Genomic DNA, 23,463 nt, shown 5'->3' on the forward strand with positions numbered 1-23,463 from the left:
GCAGGATCGGTCGTCGATCCTGCGTTATTCAAATCAAGTACCTAGTTGTTTACAGGTGTAGCTAGCTGTTCCATGACCTTGTCCAGAGAGAAACTCGCCGCTTTCTGGCGCGGCGGAAACTCAATAAATGTCTTGAGGAATTGACCAACATACTCTTGTGCCGGGACAAGCAAATACACACGATCAATTAACCAGTCATAGTACGTATTCGACGTGATCTGTGCCCGTTCATACGGATCCCGCCGTAAATTGAAAATAAAGGGAACACGAAGGGGTGTGAAGGGATTTGCCCAGACAGCCAGCGTTCCGACTTGGCGCTGTTCCATAAAGATGAACTTCCAGTCGCTATACCGCATGGCCGTCAGATCCCCGTCATCGGAAAAATACATAATTTCCTTACGCGGCGTTGTTTCTGATTTGCCTATCAGATGCGGTAGAATATCATAACCATCCAAATGCACTTTGTATTTCCGGGCACTAATAGTCGTGCCTTTTAACAACCGCTCTTTCACGTCTGTATCACCCGCCATGGCTGCGAATGTCGGCAACCAATCCATATGATGGACAATCTGGTTACTGACAGAGCCCGCCTTGACTTTACCAGGCCAACGAACCATTGCTGGGACGCGCCAGCCGCCTTCCCAGTTAGTGTTCTTTTCACCGCGGAACGGCGTTGCTGCCGCGTCAGGCCATGTATTGTAATGCGGGCCATTATCCGTGGAGTAGAAAACAAATGTATTGTCCGCAATCCCGAGCTCGTCGATCTTGTCGAGAAGCTGGCCGACATGTCGATCATGCTCAACCATGCCATCTGAATACTCGTCCTGCCCGGATATACCGCGAAGTTCTGCTTTCACATGGGTTCTGAAATGCATACGCGTGCCATTCCACCAGACAAAGAAAGGCTTGTTGGCTGCATGGGCACGATCGATAAAGTTGATGGCACGGGCGATGGTTTCGTCATCCACCGTTTCCATGCGTTTTTTAGTCAACGGTCCGGTATCCTCAATCTTGCCATCAGCGGTCGAGCTGATGACCCCGCGAGGTCCGTATCTTTCACGGAATTTTGGATCTTTTGGATAATCCTCATTTTCCGGCTCTTCTTCCGCATTCAAATGATAGAGATTGCCGAAAAATTCATCGAAACCATGGTTGGTTGGCAGCATTTCATCACGGTCGCCCAAATGGTTCTTGCCAAACTGGCCGGTGGCATAACCTTGTGCTTTTAGCACGACAGCCATGGACGGATCTTCAACCTGTATGCCCTCCTTGGCGCCGGGTAAGCCGACTTTCGATAAACCGGTTCGGAACACGCTCTGACCGAGAACAAATGTCGAGCGGCCCGCAGTACAGCTTTGCTCCCCATAATAGTCCGTAAAAATCATGCCTTCATTGGCGATCCGGTCAATATTGGGGGTTTGATACCCCATCATGCCGCGGGTATAGGCACTGATATTACTTTGGCCTATATCGTCGCCCCAGATCACCAGAATATTTGGTTTCTTCGTTTGGGCCTGCGCCATACCGACAGTCGCCATCAGCGTAACCGCCGAGACGCTCAGCACTATCACTCGTCCAAATCTTGAAAAATGTGACATTTTCTGCGCTCCTTAGCAAATGTCTTCAGCCACTTTACTTGTGGCTCTCGATATTGCGTTCCCCCGGACTAATACCATAGACTAAATAATATTTATTATGCAAGATTACCGGAGGGGGTAAATATTCGACAGAATCATGCTATCGTATAACGACTAAATCTTAAACTCTATTTTGGTATGCTTTATGACAGCTCTGGAACAGATCAATCTTTTAAAGCAAAAGATGCAGGCCTCCATCATTGGGCAGGAAGACGTTATCGACCGGCTCCTGATCGGTTTATTGGCCAATGGCAACATCCTGTTGGAAGGGTTGCCGGGCTTGGCAAAAACCCGGGCCGTCAAGGCCCTCGCCCGCAACCTCGAGGCGGAATTTGGACGGATTCAATTCACGCCCGACTTACTCCCCGCCGATGTTACGGGCTCCGAAGTATATCACAGCACCGAAGACGGCGGGGTGTTCAAGTTCGATCCAGGCCCGATATTTGGCAACATTATTTTGGGTGATGAAATTAACCGCGCGCCGGCGAAAGTGCAGTCTGCCATGCTCGAAGCAATGGAAGAACGGCAAGTCACCGTTGCCGGTAAAACTCATAAAATGCCTGACTTGTTTATGGTTCTGGCGACCCAGAATCCGATCGAGCAGGAAGGCACCTATCCGTTACCTGAAGCGCAGCTCGATCGGTTTTTAATGCATGTTTCGCTGGAATATGGCGATGAAGCGTCGGAAATCGAAATCATCCGGCTGGTCCGCGGCGAGATGAAGTCATCCGCTGCAGCTCCCACTGACTCAGGGCCGACAGCACAAAGCGTGGTTTTCGATGCGCGAAAAGAAATCGAGGTAATTCATACCTCGGAAGCCATCGAGACTTATATGGTCGACCTGATTTATGCGACGCGTTTCCCGAGCCGTTATTCGGAGGAGCTGGACAGCTGGATCGAAATCGGCGCCAGTCCGCGCGGATCGTTGGGCCTTGATATCTGTTCGCGGGCTCATGCCTGGATGCAGGGGCAAGACTTTGTCTCGCCTGACAATGTGCGGGCGATCATCAAGAATGTTCTGCGACATCGCCTCATCCTGTCTTTTGAGGCCAATGCCGATAGTGTCACGCCCGATCAGGTTATTGAGAAAATTGTTGAGCTTGTTGCTGCTCCCTGAGAAACCAAAAGGCACAGGATCATGGTGACTAAAAGCGCAAAGACGACCGCCGCCGGTGCCTATACCGACATAAAGTCCCTGTATCGGCTGAAATATCAAGCACGCGGATTTTCCTTTTTACCGCGCCAACCGGCCCGCAGCCTGCTCGCCGGACGGCATGGCTCCAAGTTGCGCGGGCGCGGTTTAAATTTCGAAGAATTGCGCCAGTATCGACCCGGCGATGACGTCCGTGCCATTGACTGGAGGGTTACCGCCCGCACCGGAAAGCCCCATACCCGGATTTTCACAGAAGAACGGGATCGCCAGTCAATTCTGGTTGTCGACCAGCGCCCGGGGATGTTTTTTGGATCACGACGGACGATGAAATCCGTGGCCGCGGCAGAGCTGGCCAGCCTCGCCGCCTGGCGTATCTTAGCCGCTGGTGATCGAGTTGGTGGCTATGTCTTCAACGCCTCGGATACTATGGAAATCCGCCCCAACCGTAGCGAAAAAACGGTCCTGCAACTGCTCCGATCTATCGTTAAACTCAATAATCAACTTTCCTCGCAGGAAAGCGAAGTAGAGCCGCGCATTGGCCTCAATGAAGTGCTCAAGCGCGTCAGCCGCACAGTTTCCCATGACATGCTTGTCATCATCATCAGTGATCTGCGCGGTGCGAACGCGGAAACCCGTATGTTGCTGACCAATATGGCACGCCATAATAATGTGGTCATCGGATTTATCTCCGATCCACTGGAAGAAGCCTTTCCCGATGCCGGATCGTTGGTGGCCAGTGATTTTGGATTACAGTTGGAGTTCGATAGTTCCGACGACGACTTTCGCAGCCAATATGCCAAACAGTTTGAGCAGCGCCTCGATCAGGGAAAGAAACTGCTTTTACGGCGGCGAATTCCGGTCTTGAATATTAAATCAGATGAAGAGGTGTTCCGGCAGCTTACCCGTCTCTTGGGCGCGCGATGAAGCCGCAATCTCACATAAGGCTTGGTCATGGCCGATAACAGCATGACAGCATCGGAACTCTTCGGATCCAACCGCATGTGGGGCTTAAAGGAAATCCCGTTGCCTGAACCTGTTTCGTTTTTTCCCGATACCGTTGGCTGGCTGACCCTTGCGGCTCTTTTCGGCCTATTTCTCTGTTTCCTTTTTACCCTCTTTTTACGTCGCTGGCGCAAAAAAGCCCCTCTCCGACAAGCGATCAGGGATCTACGGGATATATCTGATCAACAACATAATTACTCACAGATTCCGCTTATTCTGCGCCAAACTGCCTTGCAACAATATGATCGAGACGAAGTTGCCAGTTTGCGGGGCCGATCCTATACAGATTGGCTGAATACAAAGTTGAAAAATCCGGTATTCGACCCACGGGACAGCGAGTTACTTGCCACCCTCCCCTATACGCCCTCTGAAAAAAGCCTGACTGACATCGCGACATTGAACGGCCTAGTTCAAAAAAGCATTGTCTGGCTTAAGAACCATCATGTTTGAGTTTCAGTTCCCCTATGGCTTTATCTTGCTGCCACTTCCGGTTCTTGTCTTCTGGTTCACCACAAAATTCAAGGAAACCGGGGACGCTGTCAAAGTCCCGTTCCTGTCCAAAATCGGGGCCCTGACGGATAAAGAACCCCGAAAGGGCGACACGGTGATCACCAAAACCTGGTTTGAAAAACTGATGTTCTTGCTGTGCTGGTGTCTGTTAATCATCGGGCTGGCCCGGCCAGTTCTTTTCCAGGAGCCCATCATCTGGCAGAATTCCGGCCGTGATCTTTTGCTCATCGTCGATTTATCGGGCTCCATGGAGGCCGTCGATTTTAGAACTCCTGATGGGACACTGATTTCGCGACTGGACGCCGTCAAACAAGTCGTCGAGGAGTTTGTTGATCGACGAGCGTCTGATCGGATTGGCTTAGCTGTATTTGGCGATGCCGCCTTCCCCCAAGTGCCCTTTACGCTCGATCATACTGTCCTGAAAGAGCTGCTTGCGGAAGTGCAGCCTGGCATGGCAGGACCAAAAACGATGATCGGTGACGCGATAGGTCTTGGACTTAAGATGTTCGAGGGCAGTGAAAGCGAAAATAAAGTTGCCATTCTTTTGACGGACGGAAATGATACCGGCAGTAAAATGCCAGTGGACAAAGCCGCCTCCATTGCGGCAGGGAATAATGTCATTATCCATACCATTGCCATGGGGGATCCGGAGTCTGTAGGGGAAACAGCCCTTGATCTTGAAAAGCTGGATAATATTGCAGCTTTAACCGGCGGGAAAAGCTTTCTGGCATTAGACACAGCACAGCTGGAAAATGTGTACACAGCCCTAGACGCCCTGGAACCAGAAAAAGTAGAAACTGTTTCCTACACACCGCTAAAACCGCTCTTTTTGTATTTCGTCTATGCGATGATTACGAGCGTGATTATCTTATTAATTGTTATGCTCGTTCCCAAAAGCAAGAGGAGTAGGTCATGACATCGGTTTCGAACTTCATCGATAACTTTCATTTCCTGCGGCCCTTTTGGTTGCTTCTACTTCCCAGTGTCATTTGGCTGTACTTTACCTTAAGAGGATTCACATCCAGTCAATGGCGTTGGCAGCGGATCATTGACCCCGCCCTTCTTGAGCATTTGATCATTAGTGCCCGAAGTAACAAGCGCATCCGCCCTTTCCATCTATTCACCGCAGCCTTTTGTTTGCTTATTCTTTCTGCTGCGGGGCCCGCGTGGGAAAGAATCCAAACACCTTTCGTTCAGAATAACGCCCCTCTGATCATCGCTCTGGAATTAACTCCGTCCATGTTGGCAGAAGACGTGAAACCAAGCCGTCTACAACGGGCAAAACAAAAAATCAGCGACCTCGTGGCGACCAATGTATCTTCGCAAATTGGGGTTGTCGTTTATTCCGGCACGAGCCATATGGTGGTGCCGCCGACCAATGACCCCGCGTTGGTTAATCTATATCTGGAGAATCTGACACCCGACATTATGCCCGTTGAAGGCGATCGACCAGAGAAGGCGCTTCTTCTTGCCAACAAATTATTAGCCAGCATCCCTATACCGGGCACAATCCTTTACGCCACAGATGGCATTGACGCCTCGCTTGCTATTGAATTTGCCAAGCCTGCCGATGTAACTCCTCCGCAATATCTTTTCTGGCGGTTTGGGACGGAAACTGGCGAAACCGCCGAAGCCGGTAACACCGCCATCGTAGGCGCGAATATTCGCGGTCTCGACGAAATAGCATCGGCAACGGGAGGAACAGTGGTCGCTGAAAGCCTGGATGGATCGGATATAGGTAGAATTCAGCGATTGATAGCAACCCATCTTGAAAATGTGCTTCTACCGGGCCAGGACGAGCAATGGATTGATGCAGGATATTACCTGCTCTGGCCTCTCGTTTTGTTGCTAATACCATGGGCAAGACGGGGGTGGACATTACGATGGTCGTAAAGCGTCACATTCTCGGAGCCGTTATCTTGCTCTCAAGCCTTCTCTTAAGCAATGGGGCGCAGGCTTCCGATTTTTGGGATCTCTGGCTGACTCCGGATCAACGGGGCCGATGGTATTTCGATCACGCGCAATATGATAAAGCCGCCCAATTCTTTAAAAATGCTGAGTGGAAAGCGCAAGCATTTTACAAAGCCGAAAAATTCGAAGCGGCAGCATTGGCCTCGGAAAATATTGAAACAGCCGCCGGTCAGTTCTTACGCGGAAATGCCTTCGCTCGTGCCGAAAAGCTCATTGAGGCAATTGACGCGTACAAAGCTGCCCTTGACCTAAAGCCTGATTTTCCAGAAGCAATCTTTAATTTGAAATGGGTCAGCGACCTTTATGAGCTTGACCAGAAAACATATGAAGACAGCGGCGGCACCGGCGGCAAGCTCGGCGCAGATCGCACTATCAGTAACAAATTGGGGGAACAGTCAGGCACGGAGGTAACGCGGCAACAGCTTAAAAGTGAAGGCTTAAGCGATGCACAGCTGGAAGAAATGTGGATGCGGCGTGTTCAAACAACCTTGGGCGATTTTCTCGGATTACGGTTTTCCTATCAATATCAAACGGGTACGTCTTCCGGATCTTCAGAGGAGACAGCCAACTAATGCAAATGCTCTTTACAGTACAATTTTTCGCCCTCACCGTTTTGTTTTTTCTGAAAACAGTCGATGCCGCGGCAGATACCCGAGCCCGTGTCTATTTTGATGATGTCGGAGATATTGTTGTTGGCCAGACTGTCAGTTTGTATATTGATATTGATACAGATGACGAAAAACTGGGGCCCTTTCTTTTTCCAGACATTGCTGTCGACGGCATCATTATCCTTCAACCAGAACAGTTGGGTACGAGCTACAGTAAAACTGAAAAGGGTCAACAGATTATCGGCATTCGTAAAAAATACGCAGTAATTCCCAAACGATCTGGAGAATTGACTATTCCCGCGGTTACAGTCAGTTGGAGTGAAACCCCGGAAAAATCCATCGCGACGGAACCTGTTTCTTTCCAGGTCACCGTGCCGCCGGGCGCGAAAAATCTGGCGCGTCTAATTGTCGGCAAAAACATCGAAATCCTGCAGGAGATTGTGCCTGCTGAAACCGAGATTAAACAAGGTGATGCCATCACCAGAACAATCCGTATCACGGCTCAGGATACATTGGCGCTGACTCTACCGCCCGCTGAATTCGCCACAATTGACGGGCTAACAGCTTATCCAGAGACACCGCAACTCTCAGACAATATAAATCGCGGGCAATACAGCGCCCAACGGATTGATCGGGTGGTCTATATTGCCGAAACCGCCGGAAACGTAACGGTACCGGAGATATCCTATGAGATATGGGATTTGCCAAAAAAAGCAATCGATATAGTAACGTTACCAGCGGTATCCTATGAGGTCGCAAAGATCGCAAATGCTAGCCTTTCTGCCCCTTACAGCAACCGTATTCGAAGAGTACTGGTCAATCTTATCGATGCTCTTCGGACAAATCTGATCAGCATCCTTTGGATCCTGATTTGCGTCGCCGGATGCGGCTATATTGCCTACAGATACGGCCAACAAGCGATCGACACTATTGCGAATTACAGGAGGCAATACAAGCGATCAGAAAAATATATTTTCAAACGCTTGCGGCGCAGATGCGGTAAATTATCGCCCCCAGCTTTGCGTAATGATATCTGGGCTTGGCTTTCCGTATTATGTAAAAAAGATGGAATTTTTACGTTGGCAAATGTTGATGGCTGTATAACAGACATAAAGAATAAGGCGTTTCTTCATACCCTTCTTCGAGCCCCGTACGCGGCCAGTAAAAACGGTGATGCACTTACACCATCTGAAATACGCACAGGAATAGTCAATTTACGGCGCGATATACTTCAGACTTTTGCTCGGCACCCATCCCGCTCAAATGCCATAACACTCAACCCGATGACAAAGAAAGCCTAATGTTATGACACGCTCTTTCTGGTTTTGTTTGTTGGTTATATGCCTGAGCCTATCTGCACCAATCCGCGCACAGGAGCGGGCAAAGGTACCAACTTTTGTCAAATCCGAACAATGTCGGAGCTGTCACAAGCAGGAACATGAGCTTTGGGAACAGTCAGATCATAGCTGGGCCTGGCGTCCGGCAACGACAGAAAATGTATTGGGGGATTTTAGTGACATTTCCTTCGAGCATCACGGTATCACAACACGATTTTTTACCCGCGATAATAAATTCTGGATTGAAACAAACGATGAAAAGGGACAACCTGAAATCAGTGAAATACTGTACTCGGTAGGGGTACGTCCTCTCCAGCAATATCTTATTGCCGAAGAAGGAGGACGACTACAGGTTCTCGATATCGCTTGGGATACGGAAAGCAAGAAATGGTACATGGTCTTTCCCGGGCAAACGGATAACGTTCCTGGGAATGCCTTACACTGGAAAGGTGTCTATAAAAACTGGAATGGCCGCTGCGCAGAGTGCCATGCAACGGACTTCAAGAAAAATTATGAGCCTCGAACCCGCAGTTTCAAAAGTCAGTGGAGTGAAATCGGCGTAACCTGTGAAGCCTGCCACGGTCCTGGGCAAGCTCATGTACAATGGGCGGAAAAGCCCGATATATTCCGCCAACAGGACTATCTCGACATCGATTTAAAGGGCTTTGTACAGTCTCACGCTGCAACTCCTTCAGAAATCGAGATCCAGCAATGTGCGGCGTGCCATTCCCGCCGCAGCGCATTAAGTGGGAACAGCCCTCTTCCTGGAACCTCTTTTGCGGATCATTATGATCTCGCGTTGCTACGCCCCGATCTTTATCATCCCGATGGTCAGATCAAAGATGAGGTATATGTCCTAGGCTCCTTCAAGCAAAGCAAGATGTATGCGGCGGGCGTCACCTGTTCCAACTGCCATAATGTTCATTCGGGTAAGATCAAGGCTGAAGATAACAGACTCTGCACGCAATGTCATAATCCGGCAGGCAACACGGAATTCCCAAGCCTGCCGAAAAAGACCTATGACAGTGAAGAGCATCACCATCATGCTGTTGCGTCCGAAGGCGGGCAATGTGTTTCCTGTCATATGCCCACCCAAACCTATATGGAAGTAGACGATCGCCGGGATCACCGTTTTGGAATCCCGAACCCGGCGCAAAGCCGCGCGCTTGGAACGCCAGATGCCTGCATATCCTGTCATCAAAATAACGGCCTGACCTGGGCGGAGCGACAAATGAGTAAATGGTACCCCGATACTAATCCGGGGCCAAAGGGATTTGCGGAAGTCTTCGGAATGTTTGAGACGGAGAAGGGCACAAAGGCTGCTTTGGAGAATATCCTGACCGTTGCCGAAGACGAGAATTTCTCGGCCATTGTTCGAGCATCAGCGTTGGAGCGCGCCCTTCCCTACGGCGCGAACCTTCCCTGGCCCCGCATGGCGGCATATTTGCGAGATGACAGTGACCTCATCCGTGGTGTCGCCGCGCGACTTCATCGCCAAGCCTCGCTACAACTTCGGCTACAACGCCTCCCAGCTCTGTTGACCGACGACGCCAAAACTGTTCGCTTCGCGGCGGCACGGTCGATGCTGGACGTCCCTGCGCAAGCCCTGTCTGCTGGTCAACGCCAAAATCTGAAAGCCGCGCTAAGAGAATTTCAGGTTTCCATTGTTGCGGGCGCCGATCATCCCAATGCGCAGATGGCTCTGGCCAGCCTGGCGTTATCCTTACGAAATGCTCCTGCAGCCCGGGCCGCTATCTCTGAAGCCTTGACCATAGATCCGCAATTCACCGATGCCTGGATTATGCTAGCCCGTCTTGATATAGCGGAAAAACGTCCTGACCTAGCCACAATAACCCTAGACAACGCCGAAATGGCTTTACCAAACTCACCTGTCATTCAACAGTTTTACGGAAATTACCTTGCCAGCCAACGACAGTTCGATGCTGCAATAACTCATCTACAAAAAGCGATTAAACTACAGCCTGACGATACAAAGATGGTAATGGATTATGGCGCAGTCTTGAGCCAGGCCGGACAACATGAAGAGGCATTGAAAGTCCTTTCCGGGATTAGCAATGCAAATGCCGATGCTCTGTTCCTTAAGGCGAACGCTCTCCTGCAATTAGATCGAAAGGAAGACGCGAAACGCACGATCCTAAAATTACTTGCGCAGGACCCTGGTTACACCCTTCCTGACGCGTTTCAACAATTGTTCAGTAGAAATTAAATGGACGGCCTGAAATAATTTGAATTATTTAGCTATATTATTGGCAATAAATGGCGGTGAGGGTGGGATTCGAACCCACGATAGAGTTGCCCCTATTCATCCTTAGCAGGGATGCGCCTTAAGCCACTCGGCCACCTCACCGGAGGCGGCAATATGGCAGATTTTGTTGCGCTGTCAAAGGGTTTTATCGGATGGTATTGTAAAATTCCAATTGCAGGCTAACCACCGGCGTAACGCTCAATTCAGAACGGGTTAAAAAGTAAAACCGGTAGATAAACTGATTACCGGCCAGTGACCCATTCACGCGCAAGACGCTGTGCTTTGGCAATTTCTTGAGATGACATGTCCATGGAAATTTCTGCACGGCTTTCACGCGCTTCGTCCACGCCATTCATTGCAGCAAGGTTAAACCATTTATGAGCGGTAATTAGGTCCTGTTGTACACCGTCTCCGGTGGAATAGCACAAGCCGGCCCGATACTGATCATCAGCAATTCCCTTGTCGGCACTTTGTACAAACTTCTCGATATACTTTACATCTAGTTTAGCCATTTTCTTATCCCCAGTTTTCTCCAATGATACGCCCATATTTCAATATGCTTTGTGCGCATCGCCTGTATTACAAAGACATGATGGAAGGGAATTAGTTAATTTTTTGTTTCAGATAATCGCTGAAATCGACATAAAAAGAAAAAATACAATTTAGCGTGCTTTTTATCTAACACACTGGCAACTCATTGTGACCCTACGTTATTGAATTATATTAGATTTTAATACATATATCAAAATCTGCTGTATTCATGAATATGAACAGAAATAATTCCGCAAATCGGAATTTTCTGCATTTTGAGGGTTTGTATCTACTGTGAATTCTTGATTCACCCCGAAAATCTTGGGGGAATATGCCCTCAGTCTTTTGGAAACTCCAAACCCATTTCCCTGTATCTTTCGGGATCGTCGAGCCATTTTTCGCGCACTTTGACAAATAGGAAAAGATGGACCCGCCGCTCCAGCATTTCTTCAAGGTCCTCGCGGGCCATCGCACCTATCTTTTTGATGGTCTGCCCCCCCTTCCCCAAAACCATTGGCTTGTAATTTGTTCTGGAGACGTAAATAATTTGTTGTATTTTTACAGAGCCGTCTTTTCTCTCTTCCCAACTCTCGGTCTCAACGGTCAAGGAATAGGGAAGTTCCTGGTTCATACGAAGGAAAAGTTTTTCCCGCGTGACTTCCGCCGCCAGTTGCCGCATCGGTGCAAGCGCAAGCTGGTCTTCCGGATAAAGCCACGGCCCATCGGGCATTTGAGCCGCCAATGCCACACGTAAATCCTCAACACCATCGCCCTTTAGTGCGGAGATCATGAATACTTCATCAAAAATGTCTTCATCCGATAATTTTTGGGCTAGACCAAGCAAAGTATCCCGCTTCAAGGCATCTATTTTATTGAGGATTACGTGAGCCCGCCGGCCAGATTTTTTAAGTCCTGCAATTATACGTTCCACATCAGGAGAAACTCCTTTTATCGCATCGATAATCAGAACAATCTTGTCCGCATCCTGCGCGCCGCCCCAAGCGGCATCTACCATCGCTTTTTCCAGTCGTCGTGTCGGTTTGAAAATACCCGGCGTATCTACGAAAATGAGCTGGCTTTGATCTTCAATTGCGATCGCTGTGACGCGGGCACGGGTTGTCTGCACCTTAGGCGATACGATGGCAATTTTTGCCCCAACCAACTGATTAAGCAGCGTGGATTTACCGGCATTAGGCGCTCCAACAATGGCAATGTAACCGCATTTTGTCGTTTGTTGATTACTCACTTTGTAAATCCTTCAACATTTTTTCTGCCGCCTGCTGCTCTGCAGACCGTTTTGAAGTCCCCATCCCTTCAAACGGGTCCAAACCCTTAAGCCGCACATCAACTTTAAATCTTGGCGCGTGATCCGGGCCCGTTTCTTCTACGACTGTATAAACTGGTGGCGGTTTTCCAGCTTTCGCCGCCCATTCCTGTAATGACGACTTGGCATCTTTTTTCGAGGCACCTTCCTTGTCCAGTCGCTGCCACCATTTGCTCTTGATAAACTCCCGGGCGGCATCATAGCCACCATCCAAATATATGGCAGCGATTATCGCCTCCATTACATCTTCCAAAATCGCCGGATTCTCTCCGCCACCGGCGGCCGCTAGATCGCTGGCCATAAAGACAAACTTATCAATACCTATTTCCGCGCAGATTTCTGCTAAGGTTTCTCGGCGAACTTGTGCATTATAGCGCCTGGAAAGATTTCCTGCGTCGGCTTGCGGGAAACGGCGAAAAAGCTCTTCGCTTATTACCAGTCCCAGCACTCTATCGCCAACGAATTCCAACCTTTCATAGTCCTGCTGCGCATGGTTTTGATGCCGGCCCCTGGTGAGTGAGGAATGTGTTAAGGCGGCTTGAAGTAAGGACCTATCTTTAAAGTCATGCCCAAGCAGGCGCATCAACTTTCCGAGTTTCCTGTTGCCTACAGACATCAATTCAATGGGGTCAGGATCCGGTTCCAGCGGATCGCAAAAGGATACTTCCAAATCTCATACCATTCGGCAGATCCATCCAGAGACATAAAGATAATCTCCGCTCGGCCAACAAGGTTTTCCATGGGAATATATCCGACATGCGACAAAAACCGGCTGTCCGTTGAATTGTCTCTATTGTCCCCCATACCGAAAACATGGCCTTCCGGTACAGAATAAACATCAGTATTGTCCATCAAACCCTGGATAGTCGTATCCAGTGTCAAGTAAGTTCGACCGCTCGGAAGAGTTTCCCGATATTGTGCAATTTGCCTCACATTACCATATCTGTCACGATCCACATAATCTTCGACCCGCTCTCTTTTCACCGCAGTACCATTGATATAAAGCACGCCATTGATCATTTGCAATTTGTCGCCCGGCAAGCCCATTATCCGCTTAATATAATCTACCGGATCTCCGATTGGTTTTTTAAATACAGCAACATCCCCTCGCTCAGGAACTTCTTCAAAAATGCGACCCGATATGGGGGCGAGGCTAAAGGGAAAAGAATGACGGCTATACCCATAAGAAAATTTGGAAACAAACAAATAGTCGCCAATCATCAAGGTAGGGAGCATGGATTCCGAGGGAATCTTGAACGGCTCATAAGCAAAAGTTCGAATAACAACTGCGATCAGGACCGCGTATATTATCGTGCGGATAGTTTCACCTAACCCACCTTTTGCCTTGATTACGTCTTCTTTCATAAAACTTTTCCAAATAAATCTAATAATTGTCTCTCAATCGCATGAACGCTCTGTTCAGGCAACCGAATTAACGAGTGTCTTTCCGAAAGAAAGCCTCAATCCAGTGGCACAGCAGATATCAGAACAAAAGCTTGCGCCTGCGGAGGCTCATCCGTAATCGTCAAATGTATCTCTGCTTTCATACCGGGTGGCGTGATTTTCATTAGCTGCTCCTGAGCGCCACCTGTCAGACTCATTGTCGGCTTGCCAGAAGGCAAATTTATGACCCCCATATCCTTCCAGAAAACACCTTTGCGAAATCCGGTTCCAAGCGCTTTCGAACAGGCTTCCTTGGCGGCATAACGTTTTGCATAGGATTCAACGCGATTGAGTCGTCGTTCCGATTTCTTGACTTCAATTTCCGTATAAATCCGCCGGATAAACCGATCACCAAACCGATCGAGAGTTTTCTCGATGCGCCGGATATCAATAATATCGTTTCCAATTCCTAAAATCATCGGAGAACCTCTTTCGGCATTACGTAGTTGCTAGTTAGGATTACGCGCCTGATCCATGAGGTAACGCATTTTCTTGATCGCTGTATCCAGTCCGATGAAAATAGCGTCCCCTATCAGAAAATGGCCAATATTAAGTTCAACAATTGTTGGAATGGCGGCGACAGGCGCTACCGTGTCATACGTTAGACCATGCCCTGCATGACATTCCAGGCCCAGCTCTTCAGCCAGAGCCGCAGCCGCCACAATCCGCTCCAGTTCGCTTTGCCGCTTGATGCTATCGGTTGTATCACAATAGGTTCCAACATGAAGTTCAACAATATCCGCTGAAAGGCGGGCGGCCGCCTCCAGCTGTCGTGGATCCGGCTCAATAAACAACGAAACACGTATATTTTGGTCACGCAGGCTGTTGACGTAATTTTGCAGCATATTATGTCCGCCCGCTGCGTCCAGCCCTCCTTCTGTGGTCCTCTCCTCACGTTTCTCCGGCACCAGGCAGCTCGCATGGGGTTTGTGAGACAAGGCGATTTCGAGCATCTCCTCCGTCGCGGCCATTTCAAAATTCAACGGGATCGTCAAATGCTCTGTCAATCTTGCTATATCACTGTCACTTATATGGCGACGATCCTCTCGCAAATGCGCAGTTATCCCGTCTGCGCCAGCTTCTTCGGCTATTTTCGCGGCCCGAAGGGGATCCGGATGCACACCGCCACGGGCATTGCGGATCGTTGCGACATGATCGATATTAACGCCTAACCGTAATTGCCTCATACCTGGTTTTCCCCTGAGTTACCGTTCCCGTCCGGTCCGTTTGCATCATTTGTGGGACGTGCCAATCCAATAAGTGTCGCCCGCTTCGCATGAAATCTACGGATTACTTCCTTTAAAGGATAGAAAAAAATCACCCAGACAACCAAGGAAACGGGAATACATCCAATAAGCATAGGATGAATGACATCAAAGAATATCCCCGATACTTCGTGCCAGTTCCCGTCCCAAAGACCGTCAAAAAAGATCCGCATATTGGCTTCGTTAAAACTACCCTGTGTTTCATCATGCCCCAGCATCCATTGTCCAATGGAATAAATGAGCGCCCAGATAAAAGGGAAAGTCCACGGATTACCGACAACCGTCCCCAGCGCCGAAGCGATTATATTTGCTCTGAATATCCATGCCAGAATGGCGCTGATAATGAAATGAAGGCCGATGAATGGCGTAAAAGAAATGGCCGCCCCAAATGCAAATCCTGCGGCCAGTGAATATGAGGTTCCCGGAAGCCGTGCAAGACGATATCCAACATATTTGGATGATCTTTTGAAGCCAATTGATGGCCAGAAAAACTCACCAAACTGTTTAGTTTTCGTCGGCTTGTTACGACGTCGAAACATTTCTTTTCACTTTTCCTGTTGTTATTTGATGTCTCGACTACCCGGCTTGATCGCCGTTGTTCCTTGAAGTTCTGCCGGTAGGTTATCTGGCTCGAATGTTTGTACTTCCATTTGCATCAACGAAACAAGGGGCACTCCGACATCTGCTGTTCCATTCGAACGGTCGATTAAACATGTTGCAGCGACAACAGTCCCCCCGGCTGCTGTAATAGCCGCAATACATTCGCGGCTGGATTTACCCGTCGTCACAATATCTTCGGACATCACAACACGGGCACCTGGGGTCAGGCTAAACCCGCGCCGAAAAGTAAACTCTCCGTTCTCGCGTTCCGTAAACATTCCCGGTACATTTAGTTGCCGCGCCATTTCATATCCGACAATGACACCGCCCATCGCCGGTGCAACGACAATATCGACAGAATTTGCACCAAGTGTATTTTCGACTTTCTCCGCGAGAGCGCGGCATAATAGTGCCGCTCGATCTGGATACATCAGGACCTTGGCACATTGTAAGTAACGATTAGAGTGCAAACCAGAACTCAACAAAAAATGGCCTTCCAGCAGAGCATTGGTTTCCCGAAAATGGGAGATAATTTCTTCGTCAGTCATTGTCAGCTTTCTTTATCCAGTTGAGCGCTCGACGGAACTAATTACCGGGTCCGCCCGCAAGGCAGCAATTATATTCGTCAGATGTCGCACATCTTGTACCTGTATATCAATCAACATTTCAAAGAAATCCTGACTTCGGTTGGCAATACGTAAATTATTAATATTGCCATTGTTCGATGCAATGGTGGAGGTAATGCTGGAAAGCGCGCCCGGTTCATTGGCGACAATGACTTGAATACGGCCGACAGGCATCGCAGCTTCCTGATTTTCCTGATCCCAGGAAACGTCCAGCCACCGCTCCGGCACTTCCGCAAATTGCTCCAGTGTTTCGCAATCAATAGTATGAATAGTCACCCCCCTGCCAGTACTCACAATACCGACAATCCGGTCACCGGGTAGTGGATGGCAGCAGCCGGCCAAGTGCATCGCCATACCGGGAATAAGCCCGCGGATCGGTATTGCATGATCCTTTTTCTTGCCCTTGGATTTCTCTTTGACGGTTACTGATGGCGGTATGTTATCTGCGTCTTCGGATTTTTTTTCACCGGGAAAAATGACGTCAATGAGCTGCCGGCTTGTACGCGTTCCATCACCGAGGAGACAATAAACATCCCCGACATTTTCCTGATCCCAGACTTTTACCGCTGTCTGTAAAGCCTTTTCCGCAAAGCGTTTTCCTTCTACACGAAAAGCTTTTTCAGCGATTGCCCGCCCCAATTCAATATATTGATCCCGTTGTTTAATTCGCGTGAAACGCCGAATAGCAGAACGAGCTTTACCACTGACGACAAAGCTTTCCCATGTTGGCGACGGTGTTTGGTTTTTCGACCGCAGAATTTCGATCTGATCCCCATTCCTCAAAACGGTACGAAGTGGCACCAGACGTCCATTAATTTTGGATCCCACACAAGTGTTGCCAACATCCGTATGAACAGCATAAGCAAAATCGACAGGACTACTGCCCGCCGGGAGCGAGATCAGGTCGCCTTTTGGTGAAAAACAGAATACCTGATCTTGAAACATACTAAGCTTCGTATTCTCCAGAAATTCATCAGGATCTTGGGTATTTTCCAATATCTCCAACAATTCGCGTAACCAGCGATATTGCGTACCCTCTTGCACGCTTTTCGCCTGACTGTCCTTATATTGCCAATGGGCAGCCACACCATATTCATTGATCTCGTGCATTTCACGGGTTCGGATTTGAACTTCAATCCGTTGTCTTTCCGGACCGATCAAAGTCGTGTGAATAGATTGATAATTGTTGCGTTTTGGAATCGAAATATAGTCTTTGAACCGCCCGGGAACCATGGAGTATTTCTCATGCAACACACCGAGAACATGGTAACATTCCGCAACATCTTCCACCACCACCCGAAAGGCAATAATATCTGATAACTGCTCGAATGAGACATTGTTCCGTTCCATTTTTCGCCAGATGGAATAAAATCTCTTTTCTCGTCCGGCCACATCCGCCTCAATGCCGGCTTCCTTTAAATCCGCTCTTAAGCGTTCAATAATAAGGCCAACGACATTTCCCTCTTCCGCTCGGAGAAACTCCAAACGCCGTTTGATGGATTTACGCGCTTCGCTGTTTAATTCCTCAAAGGCGAGGTCTTCCAGATCATCGCGAAAATGCTGCATGCCAATGCGTTCAGCGAGTGGTGCATAAATCTCCCGTGTTTCTGTTGCAATTCTTTTTCGTTTTTCCGGATTCTTGATGAAATGCAAGGTTCGCATATTATGCAGACGGTCGGCGAGCTTAACTAGCAAAACTCGGATGTCATTAGACATGGCCAGCAAAAGTTTTCGAAAATTTTCGCCCTGTTTCGTTCTATCCGATTGCAACTCCAATTGCGATAGTTTGGTGACACCATCCACCAGCACCGCAATTTCAGTACCGAAGGTATTTTCTATTTCATCCTTTGTTGCCACCGTATCTTCGATGGTGTCATGAAGAAGCGCCGTAATAATTGTCGCCGTATCCAATTTCAGTTCGGTCAGAATACCCGCAACTTCAATGGGGTGAGAAAAATACGGGTCGCCGGATGCGCGAACCTGGCTCCCATGGGTTTTAACCGTGAAAATATACGCCCGGTTGAGTAAGTCCTCATCTGCCTGGGGGTCATAGCTAAGGACACGTTCTACTAATTCGACTTGGCGTAACATCAGGATAAGACAGCTCTGCAAAAACCATAATTTCTGGTCAAAATGCCAGAACCATGACTATACAGTTGGTCGGAAATAATATGCAATCATAGTCGCGAAGAAAATGCGCCTAAGGCGGGGATAATTTGCGCCTTAGGGCAATACGATAGCTCAGGCTTCTGGCTGAGCTTCGTCACTTGCAGTAGCGGATGCCGGATCGTCGGCGGGCGTTTCTTGTGGAATTGCACCAACTTCATCGGCCGAAAAGGTTTCAGACGCTGTATTTTCCTGAATAACACCTGCCCATTCGTTACTGGAACTCATCAAGGCAGCCATATTATCTTCTTCAGGCTCATCCACCTCAACACGACGCTGTAGTGAATGAACAAGATTTGATTTCAGTTCAACAAGATCAATAGTGCCATCGCCAATTTCTCGCAACGATACTACCGGGTTCTTATCATTGTCGCGATCGACTGTAAGCATTGACCCGGCAGCTATCGCGCGGGCGCGCCGTGCTGCCAACAAAACAATGTCAAATCGATTAGGAATTCGCTCAACGCAATCTTCAACGGTGACGCGTGCCATATACAATTACTCCAGATGCCTATGAATTACGGTATTACATATTCTTTTGTGCTTAGGATAGCAAGGCAAAGTGGCTCGAAACCATCATGTTTTTTGGTTTTTTTGCATAAAAAATGGCTCAACGGGCAAAAAATGGCCTTCAATGCGTAAAAATTGCCTCTACTCCAGATCCATTGCGCCTCATACCTCACTTACCCTGGTGGCAATTTTTCCACCCGTTGTCCCTTTGGAAGAATGCTCAACATTTCCGCTGCATTGAGATTTAAGACGGGATGTCTCCAGTTCGGTGCGATTTCCTGAATTGGCTCAAGAACAAACATCCGTTCGGCCAAAAATGGATGGGGTACAACTGGGCCTTTCAACTGTTCTCTGTTTCTAGTGACCTGCTTATGAAAAACCAACAAATCGAGATCTAAAATCCTGGCTTCCCATTTTTTTTCGCGTACGCGCCCAAACTCTTTCTCTATTTTGTGCAATGACTTAAGTGTTTCTTCTAAAGTAAAGCTCGTGGAAATGCTGATAACTGCATTGAAGAACCATGGTTGATCAGACATTGGAACAGGTGCCGACTGATACAAGCTGGATTGAGTTTTAATAGAAAATATGCTGTTGAGCGCTCTAATTGCTGCTTTTAATGTCTCAGCCGGCGGCCCATAAGTCGGGTGTTTGAGATTAGCGCCAAGGCCAATAAAAATCACATGCTTGTCCTTAAAATATCTTTATATTCAGATAAATACCGAATTTTCATCGCTTGTCCGTAATATTTATTTCAAATGATAACTAGTGAAAAGAAACGAACTTATGCTATGAAGTAAAAATGGGGGGATTGCTAAATCCCGATTAAAGAATATTTTATATATTAAAACCGGAAAATAAAATGACTTTTTATTCGGAAGAAAGAACTGCACTTTTTATAGATGGATCAAATTTATATGCGTCTGCTAGGTCGCTGGGATTTGATATTGATTATAAGAAATTACTTAGTGAATTTTCCTCACAAGTACGCCTGGTTCGCGCCTTTTACTATACCGCACTCATCGAGGATCAAGAGTATTCACCAATACGTCCTTTGGTGGATTGGCTCGATTACAATGGCTATACCATGGTAACAAAGCCGACAAAAGAATTTACCGACGCTACAGGTCGCCGCAAATACAAAGGCAATATGGATATTGAACTTGCGATTGATATGATGGAACTGGCCGAACATATTGATCATGCTGTTCTTTTTTCCGGTGATGGTGACTTTCGGCGCTTGATAGAAGCCGTTCAAAAACGGGGCGTTCGTGTTACTGTTGTAAGTACTGTAAAGTCGCAACCACCGATGATTGCGGACGAGTTGCGCCGACAAGCTGATTTTTTCCTCGAGCTTAAAAACATGGAAAAAAATGTCGGTAGAGCGGTTAGCCAAAGGCAGGATAAGGACTTTGATGAATATCCTGTCGAATACGAAACCTACGATGAGGCGGAACAAACCGCGTAGTTTTTTTACGAAATATCCGCGCCTTTTGATCTAGCTCACTCGCATAATTAAAATCAACTGGCGCTGCTTCTGAATGCTTTATTTTACAATATGCGTTTTACTTCTTGAACGGTATTTTTTACCTTCCATGTAACAATGTGATGTAGCCCCGATATTCCAAATGCTTGATGACCGGACGCAGAAGCTCTGGTACAATACACTGTCCAGGAGAGGAATTCATGGGACGAAATCTTGTTATATTCAGTGATTGTTGCTGGCAACGTACCGAGTATCGAAGCAAGAAGCGGCAAGTACCTAGCAATATATCATTGGCACAGCAGAGCCTTGCCCCAATCAGCCGGAATGGTCGGGAGCAATTAGGTTACCCTGCCCTATCAGACGCATCCTCGTCCAAGGTTAAACGGCTGGCAAGACGACTATTTGGAGCTGGTTTAAAGGCTGAAATCTTCGATGCATATTCCTTTCTGGCGCATACATATAAGCCCGACGATCAAATTTACATGTTTGGGGCTGGCCTTGGCGCCTTTAACTTGCGTCGGTTGGTCGACATGATCGACCGCGTGGGGTTGTTGCTGCCAGAGGATATAGCTGGCTTGGCTGATGCTTTTGAATATAGCCAAATTCCCGTTGAAGCTTTGGATACCCCTGCCGCGCAGAATATTTCCGACAGGTTAGACGGGCGTAAGATAGAAATAAATTTCCTGGGGTGTCTGGACACCATCGGTAGCTATGGATTACCCACTCCCGGACTGAACAAAATATCCCAAAGCTGGATGATGTTGCATGATCATAAGATTAACAGCAATGTAAGCGCAGCTTACCAGGCCCTTGCTCTGGACGAAAAACGAAGCCGGTTCCGTCCGGGTATATGGACTGGCGCGCAATCGCCGGAAATTCAGGCAGTTGAGCAAGTCTGGTTCGCAGGGTCTCACGAAAATACCGTAGGTGGTCGAAGAGATAGCGGTCTATCTGACATAGCACTGAATTGGTTATTGCGCCGGGCCGAATACCACGGACTGCAAATTGATCACAATATTCTTGACGAATTCAGTGCCCCTGACCCTGGCGGTAAAATTAGTAATAGCAAATGGCGGCTCCTTACGGCCCCCTTATCTTTACGCAAGGCCCGCTATCGCCCCGTAGGACAATCTTCTCCGGGCTTTGCTGATATTTCATGTGCAGAACCGGAAAAACTCCATGAAACGGTTTTAGTTAGACAGAAAACTGTGAAAAAATACTCTCCTCATCAACTCGCAAGTTTACAAGCTGGCGCTATTCCTGTGTTTTCTGAGAGAGAAGAGGCTATTCAAAACCGTCGTCTGCATCAAAGATTTTCGGGAAACTGGCCAGCAATCCTCATTGACGACGAAGGTAAGACCAGTGTCAGCCTTATCGACTATAGTCAAACAGGCGCCAGAATATGGGCTGCTGGCAGTGCACTTTCAGGCACTACTTACCTTTTAAAATCTTCGCTGAAATTTATGAACGGCCTCAAAAGTCGCGTAATTTGGGCCAAAGATGGTTTTATTGGACTGAAATTCGATGTTCCATTGTCTGCGGAACATATCGCTACTTAAATTCTACTAGTGATCTTTCATGAGCCTTTGTTTCTCCCGATTCCAATCGCGCTCTTTTTCCGTCGCTCTTTTATCGTGCTGCTTTTTACCCGAGGCGAGACCCACCTTAACCTTCGCGATACCGCGATCATTAAAATAAACCGAGAGGGGGATAAGCGTCTTCCCGGCCCGCTGGATCTGCGCCGCAATTTTGCTGAGCTCTTTTTTATGCATAAGCAATTGCCGAGGTCGCAATGGATCGTGGTTATTGCGGTTGCCATGCCCATATTCCGCAATATGGGCATTGACCAGATACAATCCATCATTCTCGAAAGAGGCATAGGATTCCTGAATATTAGCTCGCCCTTCACGGAGGCTTTTTACCTCCGTGCCGAGCAGCATCAGACCCGCTTCATATTCCTCGTGAATGAAGTAATTGTAGCGGGCCTTTCGGTTTTCGGCGACTGTTCGTCCGGCCATAGATTTACGGAACCAGTCCGCTCCCTAATCCAGAATTCCGGCATGCTTCATGGCCGCTTCGATAATACGTTTCGAAGCATCTTGAAGAGGAATAATAGGGAGCCGCACATCTTCCTTACATTTGCCAAGTAAGGACAACGCATATTTTGTTGGCGCCGGGCTTGATTCTACAAACAATGCCCGATGCAACGGCATCAAGCGATCCTGCATTTCAATGGCAATAGCACGTTCTCCATGCAAACTTGCATTCTGCATGATCGCTGTAAGGTCCGGGGCTACATTTGAAGTCACGGATATACATCCATTGCCGCCATGGGCGTTAAATCCGATAGCGGTCGTGTCTTCCCCTGACAATTGATTAAAATCATTGCCGCAAAATTCACGTTGGGAAGTCGCGCGCCCCACATCACCGGTCGCATCTTTTACGCCGACTATATTTTCCAATTTAGATAGCTCACCCATGGTCTCGGGTGTCATATCAACAATTGAACGGCCGGGAATATTATAGATATAAATAGGTATATCCACGGCATTATGAATTGCAGTGTAATGCGCTACCATGCCGTCCTGCGTCGGCTTGTTGTAATAGGGCATCGCAATCAGCGCTGCATCTGCACCAGCGTCTTTTGCAGATTGAGTCAGACGAATTGCTTCTGCCGTGTTGTTAGATCCCGTGCCCGCCATTACAGGCACTCGCCCGGCAGCGGCTTCAATACAAAGTTCAACGACACGATCATGCTCTGGATGGCTGAGGGTTGGAGATTCGCCAGTAGTCCCAGTAGGAACCAACGCCTTGGTTCCGGATTTTATCTGCCAGTCACAAAAGGATTGAAACGATTTTTCGTCCACGCGCTCTCCATCAAAGGGAGTAATAAGCGCGGTGATCGATCCTCTAAACATGACAACGTCCTCAATAGTTAATTTCAATTTTCCAAATTCAGCGAAAAACGAGCCGACAACAAGTCGCATTCTGATAGTTTTTCATGCCGAACGCCTGATTTATAGGCATGAAG

Annotated in this window: 24 protein-coding genes and 1 tRNA gene; 10 read left to right on the forward strand and 15 right to left on the reverse strand. The window is 48.1% G+C overall.

Annotated elements, in window-relative coordinates:
- Positions 1-41 precede the first annotated feature (41 nt).
- Positions 42-1,538 carry an arylsulfatase gene (locus tag NBZ79_RS11480; RefSeq protein ID WP_420854609.1) on the reverse strand — a complete coding sequence of 499 codons (1,497 nt, stop codon included), beginning with the start codon at positions 1,536-1,538 and terminating at the stop codon, positions 42-44.
- Between the two features lie 244 nt (positions 1,539-1,782).
- Between NBZ79_RS11480 and NBZ79_RS11485 the strand changes: the two genes are divergently transcribed.
- The 8 genes from NBZ79_RS11485 to NBZ79_RS11520 are packed head-to-tail and all read left to right on the forward strand — an operon-like array spanning position 1,783 to position 10,445.
- Positions 1,783-2,754 carry an AAA family ATPase gene (locus NBZ79_RS11485; protein ID WP_251932570.1) on the forward strand — a complete coding sequence of 324 codons (972 nt, stop codon included), beginning with the start codon at positions 1,783-1,785 and terminating at the stop codon, positions 2,752-2,754.
- 21 nt (positions 2,755-2,775) lie between these two features.
- Positions 2,776-3,714 (forward strand): DUF58 domain-containing protein, encoded by a 939-nt coding sequence (locus NBZ79_RS11490; protein WP_251932571.1) that lies wholly within the window; start codon positions 2,776-2,778, stop codon positions 3,712-3,714.
- A 27-nt stretch (positions 3,715-3,741) separates the two neighbouring features.
- Positions 3,742-4,242 (forward strand): DUF4381 domain-containing protein, encoded by a 501-nt coding sequence (locus NBZ79_RS11495; protein WP_251932572.1) that lies wholly within the window; start codon positions 3,742-3,744, stop codon positions 4,240-4,242.
- Positions 4,235-5,218, forward strand: a complete 984-nt coding sequence (locus NBZ79_RS11500) for a vWA domain-containing protein (RefSeq protein ID WP_251932573.1) — start codon at positions 4,235-4,237, stop codon at positions 5,216-5,218. Before NBZ79_RS11495 ends, NBZ79_RS11500 begins: the two co-directional genes overlap by 8 nt.
- On the forward strand, positions 5,215-6,195 hold the full coding sequence (locus tag NBZ79_RS11505; protein ID WP_251932574.1) for a VWA domain-containing protein: 981 nt from the start codon (positions 5,215-5,217) through the stop codon (positions 6,193-6,195). The genes NBZ79_RS11500 and NBZ79_RS11505 overlap by 4 nt, the downstream gene beginning before the upstream one ends.
- The gene (locus NBZ79_RS11510) at positions 6,186-6,845 is read left to right on the forward strand and encodes a tetratricopeptide repeat protein (protein WP_251932575.1); all 660 of its coding nucleotides are present in this window, start codon (positions 6,186-6,188) and stop codon (positions 6,843-6,845) included. Before NBZ79_RS11505 ends, NBZ79_RS11510 begins: the two co-directional genes overlap by 10 nt.
- Positions 6,845-8,182, forward strand: coding sequence for a BatD family protein (locus NBZ79_RS11515; protein ID WP_251932576.1), 1,338 nt, complete (start codon positions 6,845-6,847; stop codon positions 8,180-8,182). Before NBZ79_RS11510 ends, NBZ79_RS11515 begins: the two co-directional genes overlap by 1 nt.
- Positions 8,183-8,186: 4 nt before the next feature.
- Complete coding sequence (locus NBZ79_RS11520) at positions 8,187-10,445, forward strand: tetratricopeptide repeat protein (RefSeq protein ID WP_251932577.1); 2,259 nt, start codon at positions 8,187-8,189, stop codon at positions 10,443-10,445.
- A gap of 51 nt (positions 10,446-10,496) precedes the next feature.
- On the opposite strand, the gene NBZ79_RS11525 is transcribed toward NBZ79_RS11520, so the two are convergent.
- From NBZ79_RS11525 to folK, 12 genes are all read right to left on the reverse strand, one after another.
- A tRNA-Ser gene (locus NBZ79_RS11525) sits at positions 10,497-10,586 on the reverse strand.
- A 140-nt stretch (positions 10,587-10,726) separates the two neighbouring features.
- Complete coding sequence (locus NBZ79_RS11530; RefSeq protein WP_251932578.1) at positions 10,727-10,996, reverse strand: SEL1-like repeat protein; 270 nt, start codon at positions 10,994-10,996, stop codon at positions 10,727-10,729.
- A gap of 356 nt (positions 10,997-11,352) precedes the next feature.
- Positions 11,353-12,261, reverse strand: coding sequence for a GTPase Era (gene era / locus NBZ79_RS11535; protein WP_251932579.1), 909 nt, complete (start codon positions 12,259-12,261; stop codon positions 11,353-11,355).
- The gene (gene rnc / locus NBZ79_RS11540; RefSeq protein WP_251932580.1) at positions 12,254-12,922 is read right to left on the reverse strand and encodes a ribonuclease III; all 669 of its coding nucleotides are present in this window, start codon (positions 12,920-12,922) and stop codon (positions 12,254-12,256) included. The genes era and rnc overlap by 8 nt, the downstream gene beginning before the upstream one ends.
- 32 nt (positions 12,923-12,954) lie before the next feature.
- Positions 12,955-13,704, reverse strand: a complete 750-nt coding sequence (gene lepB / locus NBZ79_RS11545) for a signal peptidase I (protein WP_251932581.1) — start codon at positions 13,702-13,704, stop codon at positions 12,955-12,957.
- Positions 13,705-13,799: 95 nt separating this feature from the next.
- Positions 13,800-14,201 carry a holo-ACP synthase gene (gene acpS / locus NBZ79_RS11550; RefSeq protein WP_251932582.1) on the reverse strand — a complete coding sequence of 134 codons (402 nt, stop codon included), beginning with the start codon at positions 14,199-14,201 and terminating at the stop codon, positions 13,800-13,802.
- A gap of 30 nt (positions 14,202-14,231) precedes the next feature.
- Positions 14,232-14,969 carry a pyridoxine 5'-phosphate synthase gene (locus tag NBZ79_RS11555; RefSeq protein WP_251932583.1) on the reverse strand — a complete coding sequence of 246 codons (738 nt, stop codon included), beginning with the start codon at positions 14,967-14,969 and terminating at the stop codon, positions 14,232-14,234.
- Positions 14,966-15,586, reverse strand: coding sequence for a DUF2062 domain-containing protein (locus NBZ79_RS11560; RefSeq protein ID WP_251932584.1), 621 nt, complete (start codon positions 15,584-15,586; stop codon positions 14,966-14,968). The genes NBZ79_RS11555 and NBZ79_RS11560 overlap by 4 nt, the downstream gene beginning before the upstream one ends.
- Positions 15,587-15,607: 21 nt before the next feature.
- Positions 15,608-16,195, reverse strand: a complete 588-nt coding sequence (gene pyrE / locus NBZ79_RS11565; protein ID WP_251932585.1) for an orotate phosphoribosyltransferase — start codon at positions 16,193-16,195, stop codon at positions 15,608-15,610.
- Between the two features lie 12 nt (positions 16,196-16,207).
- On the reverse strand, positions 16,208-18,364 hold the full coding sequence (locus NBZ79_RS11570; protein ID WP_251932586.1) for a RelA/SpoT family protein: 2,157 nt from the start codon (positions 18,362-18,364) through the stop codon (positions 16,208-16,210).
- A gap of 150 nt (positions 18,365-18,514) precedes the next feature.
- Positions 18,515-18,931, reverse strand: a complete 417-nt coding sequence (gene rpoZ / locus NBZ79_RS11575; RefSeq protein WP_338056115.1) for a DNA-directed RNA polymerase subunit omega — start codon at positions 18,929-18,931, stop codon at positions 18,515-18,517.
- Between the two features lie 191 nt (positions 18,932-19,122).
- On the reverse strand, positions 19,123-19,629 hold the full coding sequence (gene folK / locus NBZ79_RS11580) for a 2-amino-4-hydroxy-6-hydroxymethyldihydropteridine diphosphokinase (protein WP_251932587.1): 507 nt from the start codon (positions 19,627-19,629) through the stop codon (positions 19,123-19,125).
- Positions 19,630-19,808: 179 nt separating this feature from the next.
- Here folK and NBZ79_RS11585 point away from each other — a divergent pair, with 179 nt between their 5' ends.
- Together NBZ79_RS11585 and NBZ79_RS11590 are read left to right on the forward strand one after the other, a co-directional pair.
- Positions 19,809-20,414, forward strand: coding sequence for a LabA-like NYN domain-containing protein (locus tag NBZ79_RS11585; RefSeq protein ID WP_251932588.1), 606 nt, complete (start codon positions 19,809-19,811; stop codon positions 20,412-20,414).
- A gap of 218 nt (positions 20,415-20,632) precedes the next feature.
- Complete coding sequence (locus NBZ79_RS11590; RefSeq protein ID WP_251932589.1) at positions 20,633-21,991, forward strand: phospholipase effector Tle1 domain-containing protein; 1,359 nt, start codon at positions 20,633-20,635, stop codon at positions 21,989-21,991.
- 6 nt (positions 21,992-21,997) lie between these two features.
- Here NBZ79_RS11590 and smpB read toward each other — a convergent pair whose 3' ends face one another.
- Together smpB and dapA are read right to left on the reverse strand one after the other, a co-directional pair.
- Entirely contained in the window at positions 21,998-22,450 is a 453-nt protein-coding gene (gene smpB / locus NBZ79_RS11595) for an SsrA-binding protein SmpB (protein ID WP_251932590.1), read from the reverse strand.
- Between the two features lie 24 nt (positions 22,451-22,474).
- Complete coding sequence (dapA, locus tag NBZ79_RS11600) at positions 22,475-23,350, reverse strand: 4-hydroxy-tetrahydrodipicolinate synthase (protein ID WP_251932591.1); 876 nt, start codon at positions 23,348-23,350, stop codon at positions 22,475-22,477.
- Positions 23,351-23,463: the final 113 nt, after the last annotated feature.

Origin of the sequence: Sneathiella marina (assembly GCF_023746535.1) — a bacterium.
GTDB classification, from domain to species: domain Bacteria; phylum Pseudomonadota; class Alphaproteobacteria; order Sneathiellales; family Sneathiellaceae; genus Sneathiella; species Sneathiella marina.

Coding starts and splice junctions, on each gene's coding strand:
- NBZ79_RS11480 (WP_420854609.1), bottom strand. CDS start 1,538: ATGGCGACTGTCGGTATGGCGCAGGCCCAAACGAAGAAACCAAATATT.
- NBZ79_RS11485 (WP_251932570.1), top strand. CDS start 1,783: ATGACAGCTCTGGAACAGATCAATCTTTTAAAGCAAAAGATGCAGGCC.
- NBZ79_RS11490 (WP_251932571.1), top strand. CDS start 2,776: ATGGTGACTAAAAGCGCAAAGACGACCGCCGCCGGTGCCTATACCGAC.
- NBZ79_RS11495 (WP_251932572.1), top strand. CDS start 3,742: ATGGCCGATAACAGCATGACAGCATCGGAACTCTTCGGATCCAACCGC.
- NBZ79_RS11500 (WP_251932573.1), top strand. CDS start 4,235: ATGTTTGAGTTTCAGTTCCCCTATGGCTTTATCTTGCTGCCACTTCCG.
- NBZ79_RS11505 (WP_251932574.1), top strand. CDS start 5,215: ATGACATCGGTTTCGAACTTCATCGATAACTTTCATTTCCTGCGGCCC.
- NBZ79_RS11510 (WP_251932575.1), top strand. CDS start 6,186: ATGGTCGTAAAGCGTCACATTCTCGGAGCCGTTATCTTGCTCTCAAGC.
- NBZ79_RS11515 (WP_251932576.1), top strand. CDS start 6,845: ATGCAAATGCTCTTTACAGTACAATTTTTCGCCCTCACCGTTTTGTTT.
- NBZ79_RS11520 (WP_251932577.1), top strand. CDS start 8,187: ATGACACGCTCTTTCTGGTTTTGTTTGTTGGTTATATGCCTGAGCCTA.
- NBZ79_RS11530 (WP_251932578.1), bottom strand. CDS start 10,996: ATGGCTAAACTAGATGTAAAGTATATCGAGAAGTTTGTACAAAGTGCC.
- rnc (WP_251932580.1), bottom strand. CDS start 12,922: ATGCGCCTGCTTGGGCATGACTTTAAAGATAGGTCCTTACTTCAAGCC.
- lepB (WP_251932581.1), bottom strand. CDS start 13,704: ATGAAAGAAGACGTAATCAAGGCAAAAGGTGGGTTAGGTGAAACTATC.
- acpS (WP_251932582.1), bottom strand. CDS start 14,201: ATGATTTTAGGAATTGGAAACGATATTATTGATATCCGGCGCATCGAG.
- NBZ79_RS11555 (WP_251932583.1), bottom strand. CDS start 14,969: ATGAGGCAATTACGGTTAGGCGTTAATATCGATCATGTCGCAACGATC.
- NBZ79_RS11560 (WP_251932584.1), bottom strand. CDS start 15,586: ATGTTTCGACGTCGTAACAAGCCGACGAAAACTAAACAGTTTGGTGAG.
- pyrE (WP_251932585.1), bottom strand. CDS start 16,195: ATGACTGACGAAGAAATTATCTCCCATTTTCGGGAAACCAATGCTCTG.
- NBZ79_RS11570 (WP_251932586.1), bottom strand. CDS start 18,364: ATGTTACGCCAAGTCGAATTAGTAGAACGTGTCCTTAGCTATGACCCC.
- rpoZ (WP_338056115.1), bottom strand. CDS start 18,931: ATGGCACGCGTCACCGTTGAAGATTGCGTTGAGCGAATTCCTAATCGA.
- NBZ79_RS11585 (WP_251932588.1), top strand. CDS start 19,809: ATGACTTTTTATTCGGAAGAAAGAACTGCACTTTTTATAGATGGATCA.
- NBZ79_RS11590 (WP_251932589.1), top strand. CDS start 20,633: ATGGGACGAAATCTTGTTATATTCAGTGATTGTTGCTGGCAACGTACC.
- smpB (WP_251932590.1), bottom strand. CDS start 22,450: ATGGCCGGACGAACAGTCGCCGAAAACCGAAAGGCCCGCTACAATTAC.
- dapA (WP_251932591.1), bottom strand. CDS start 23,350: ATGTTTAGAGGATCGATCACCGCGCTTATTACTCCCTTTGATGGAGAG.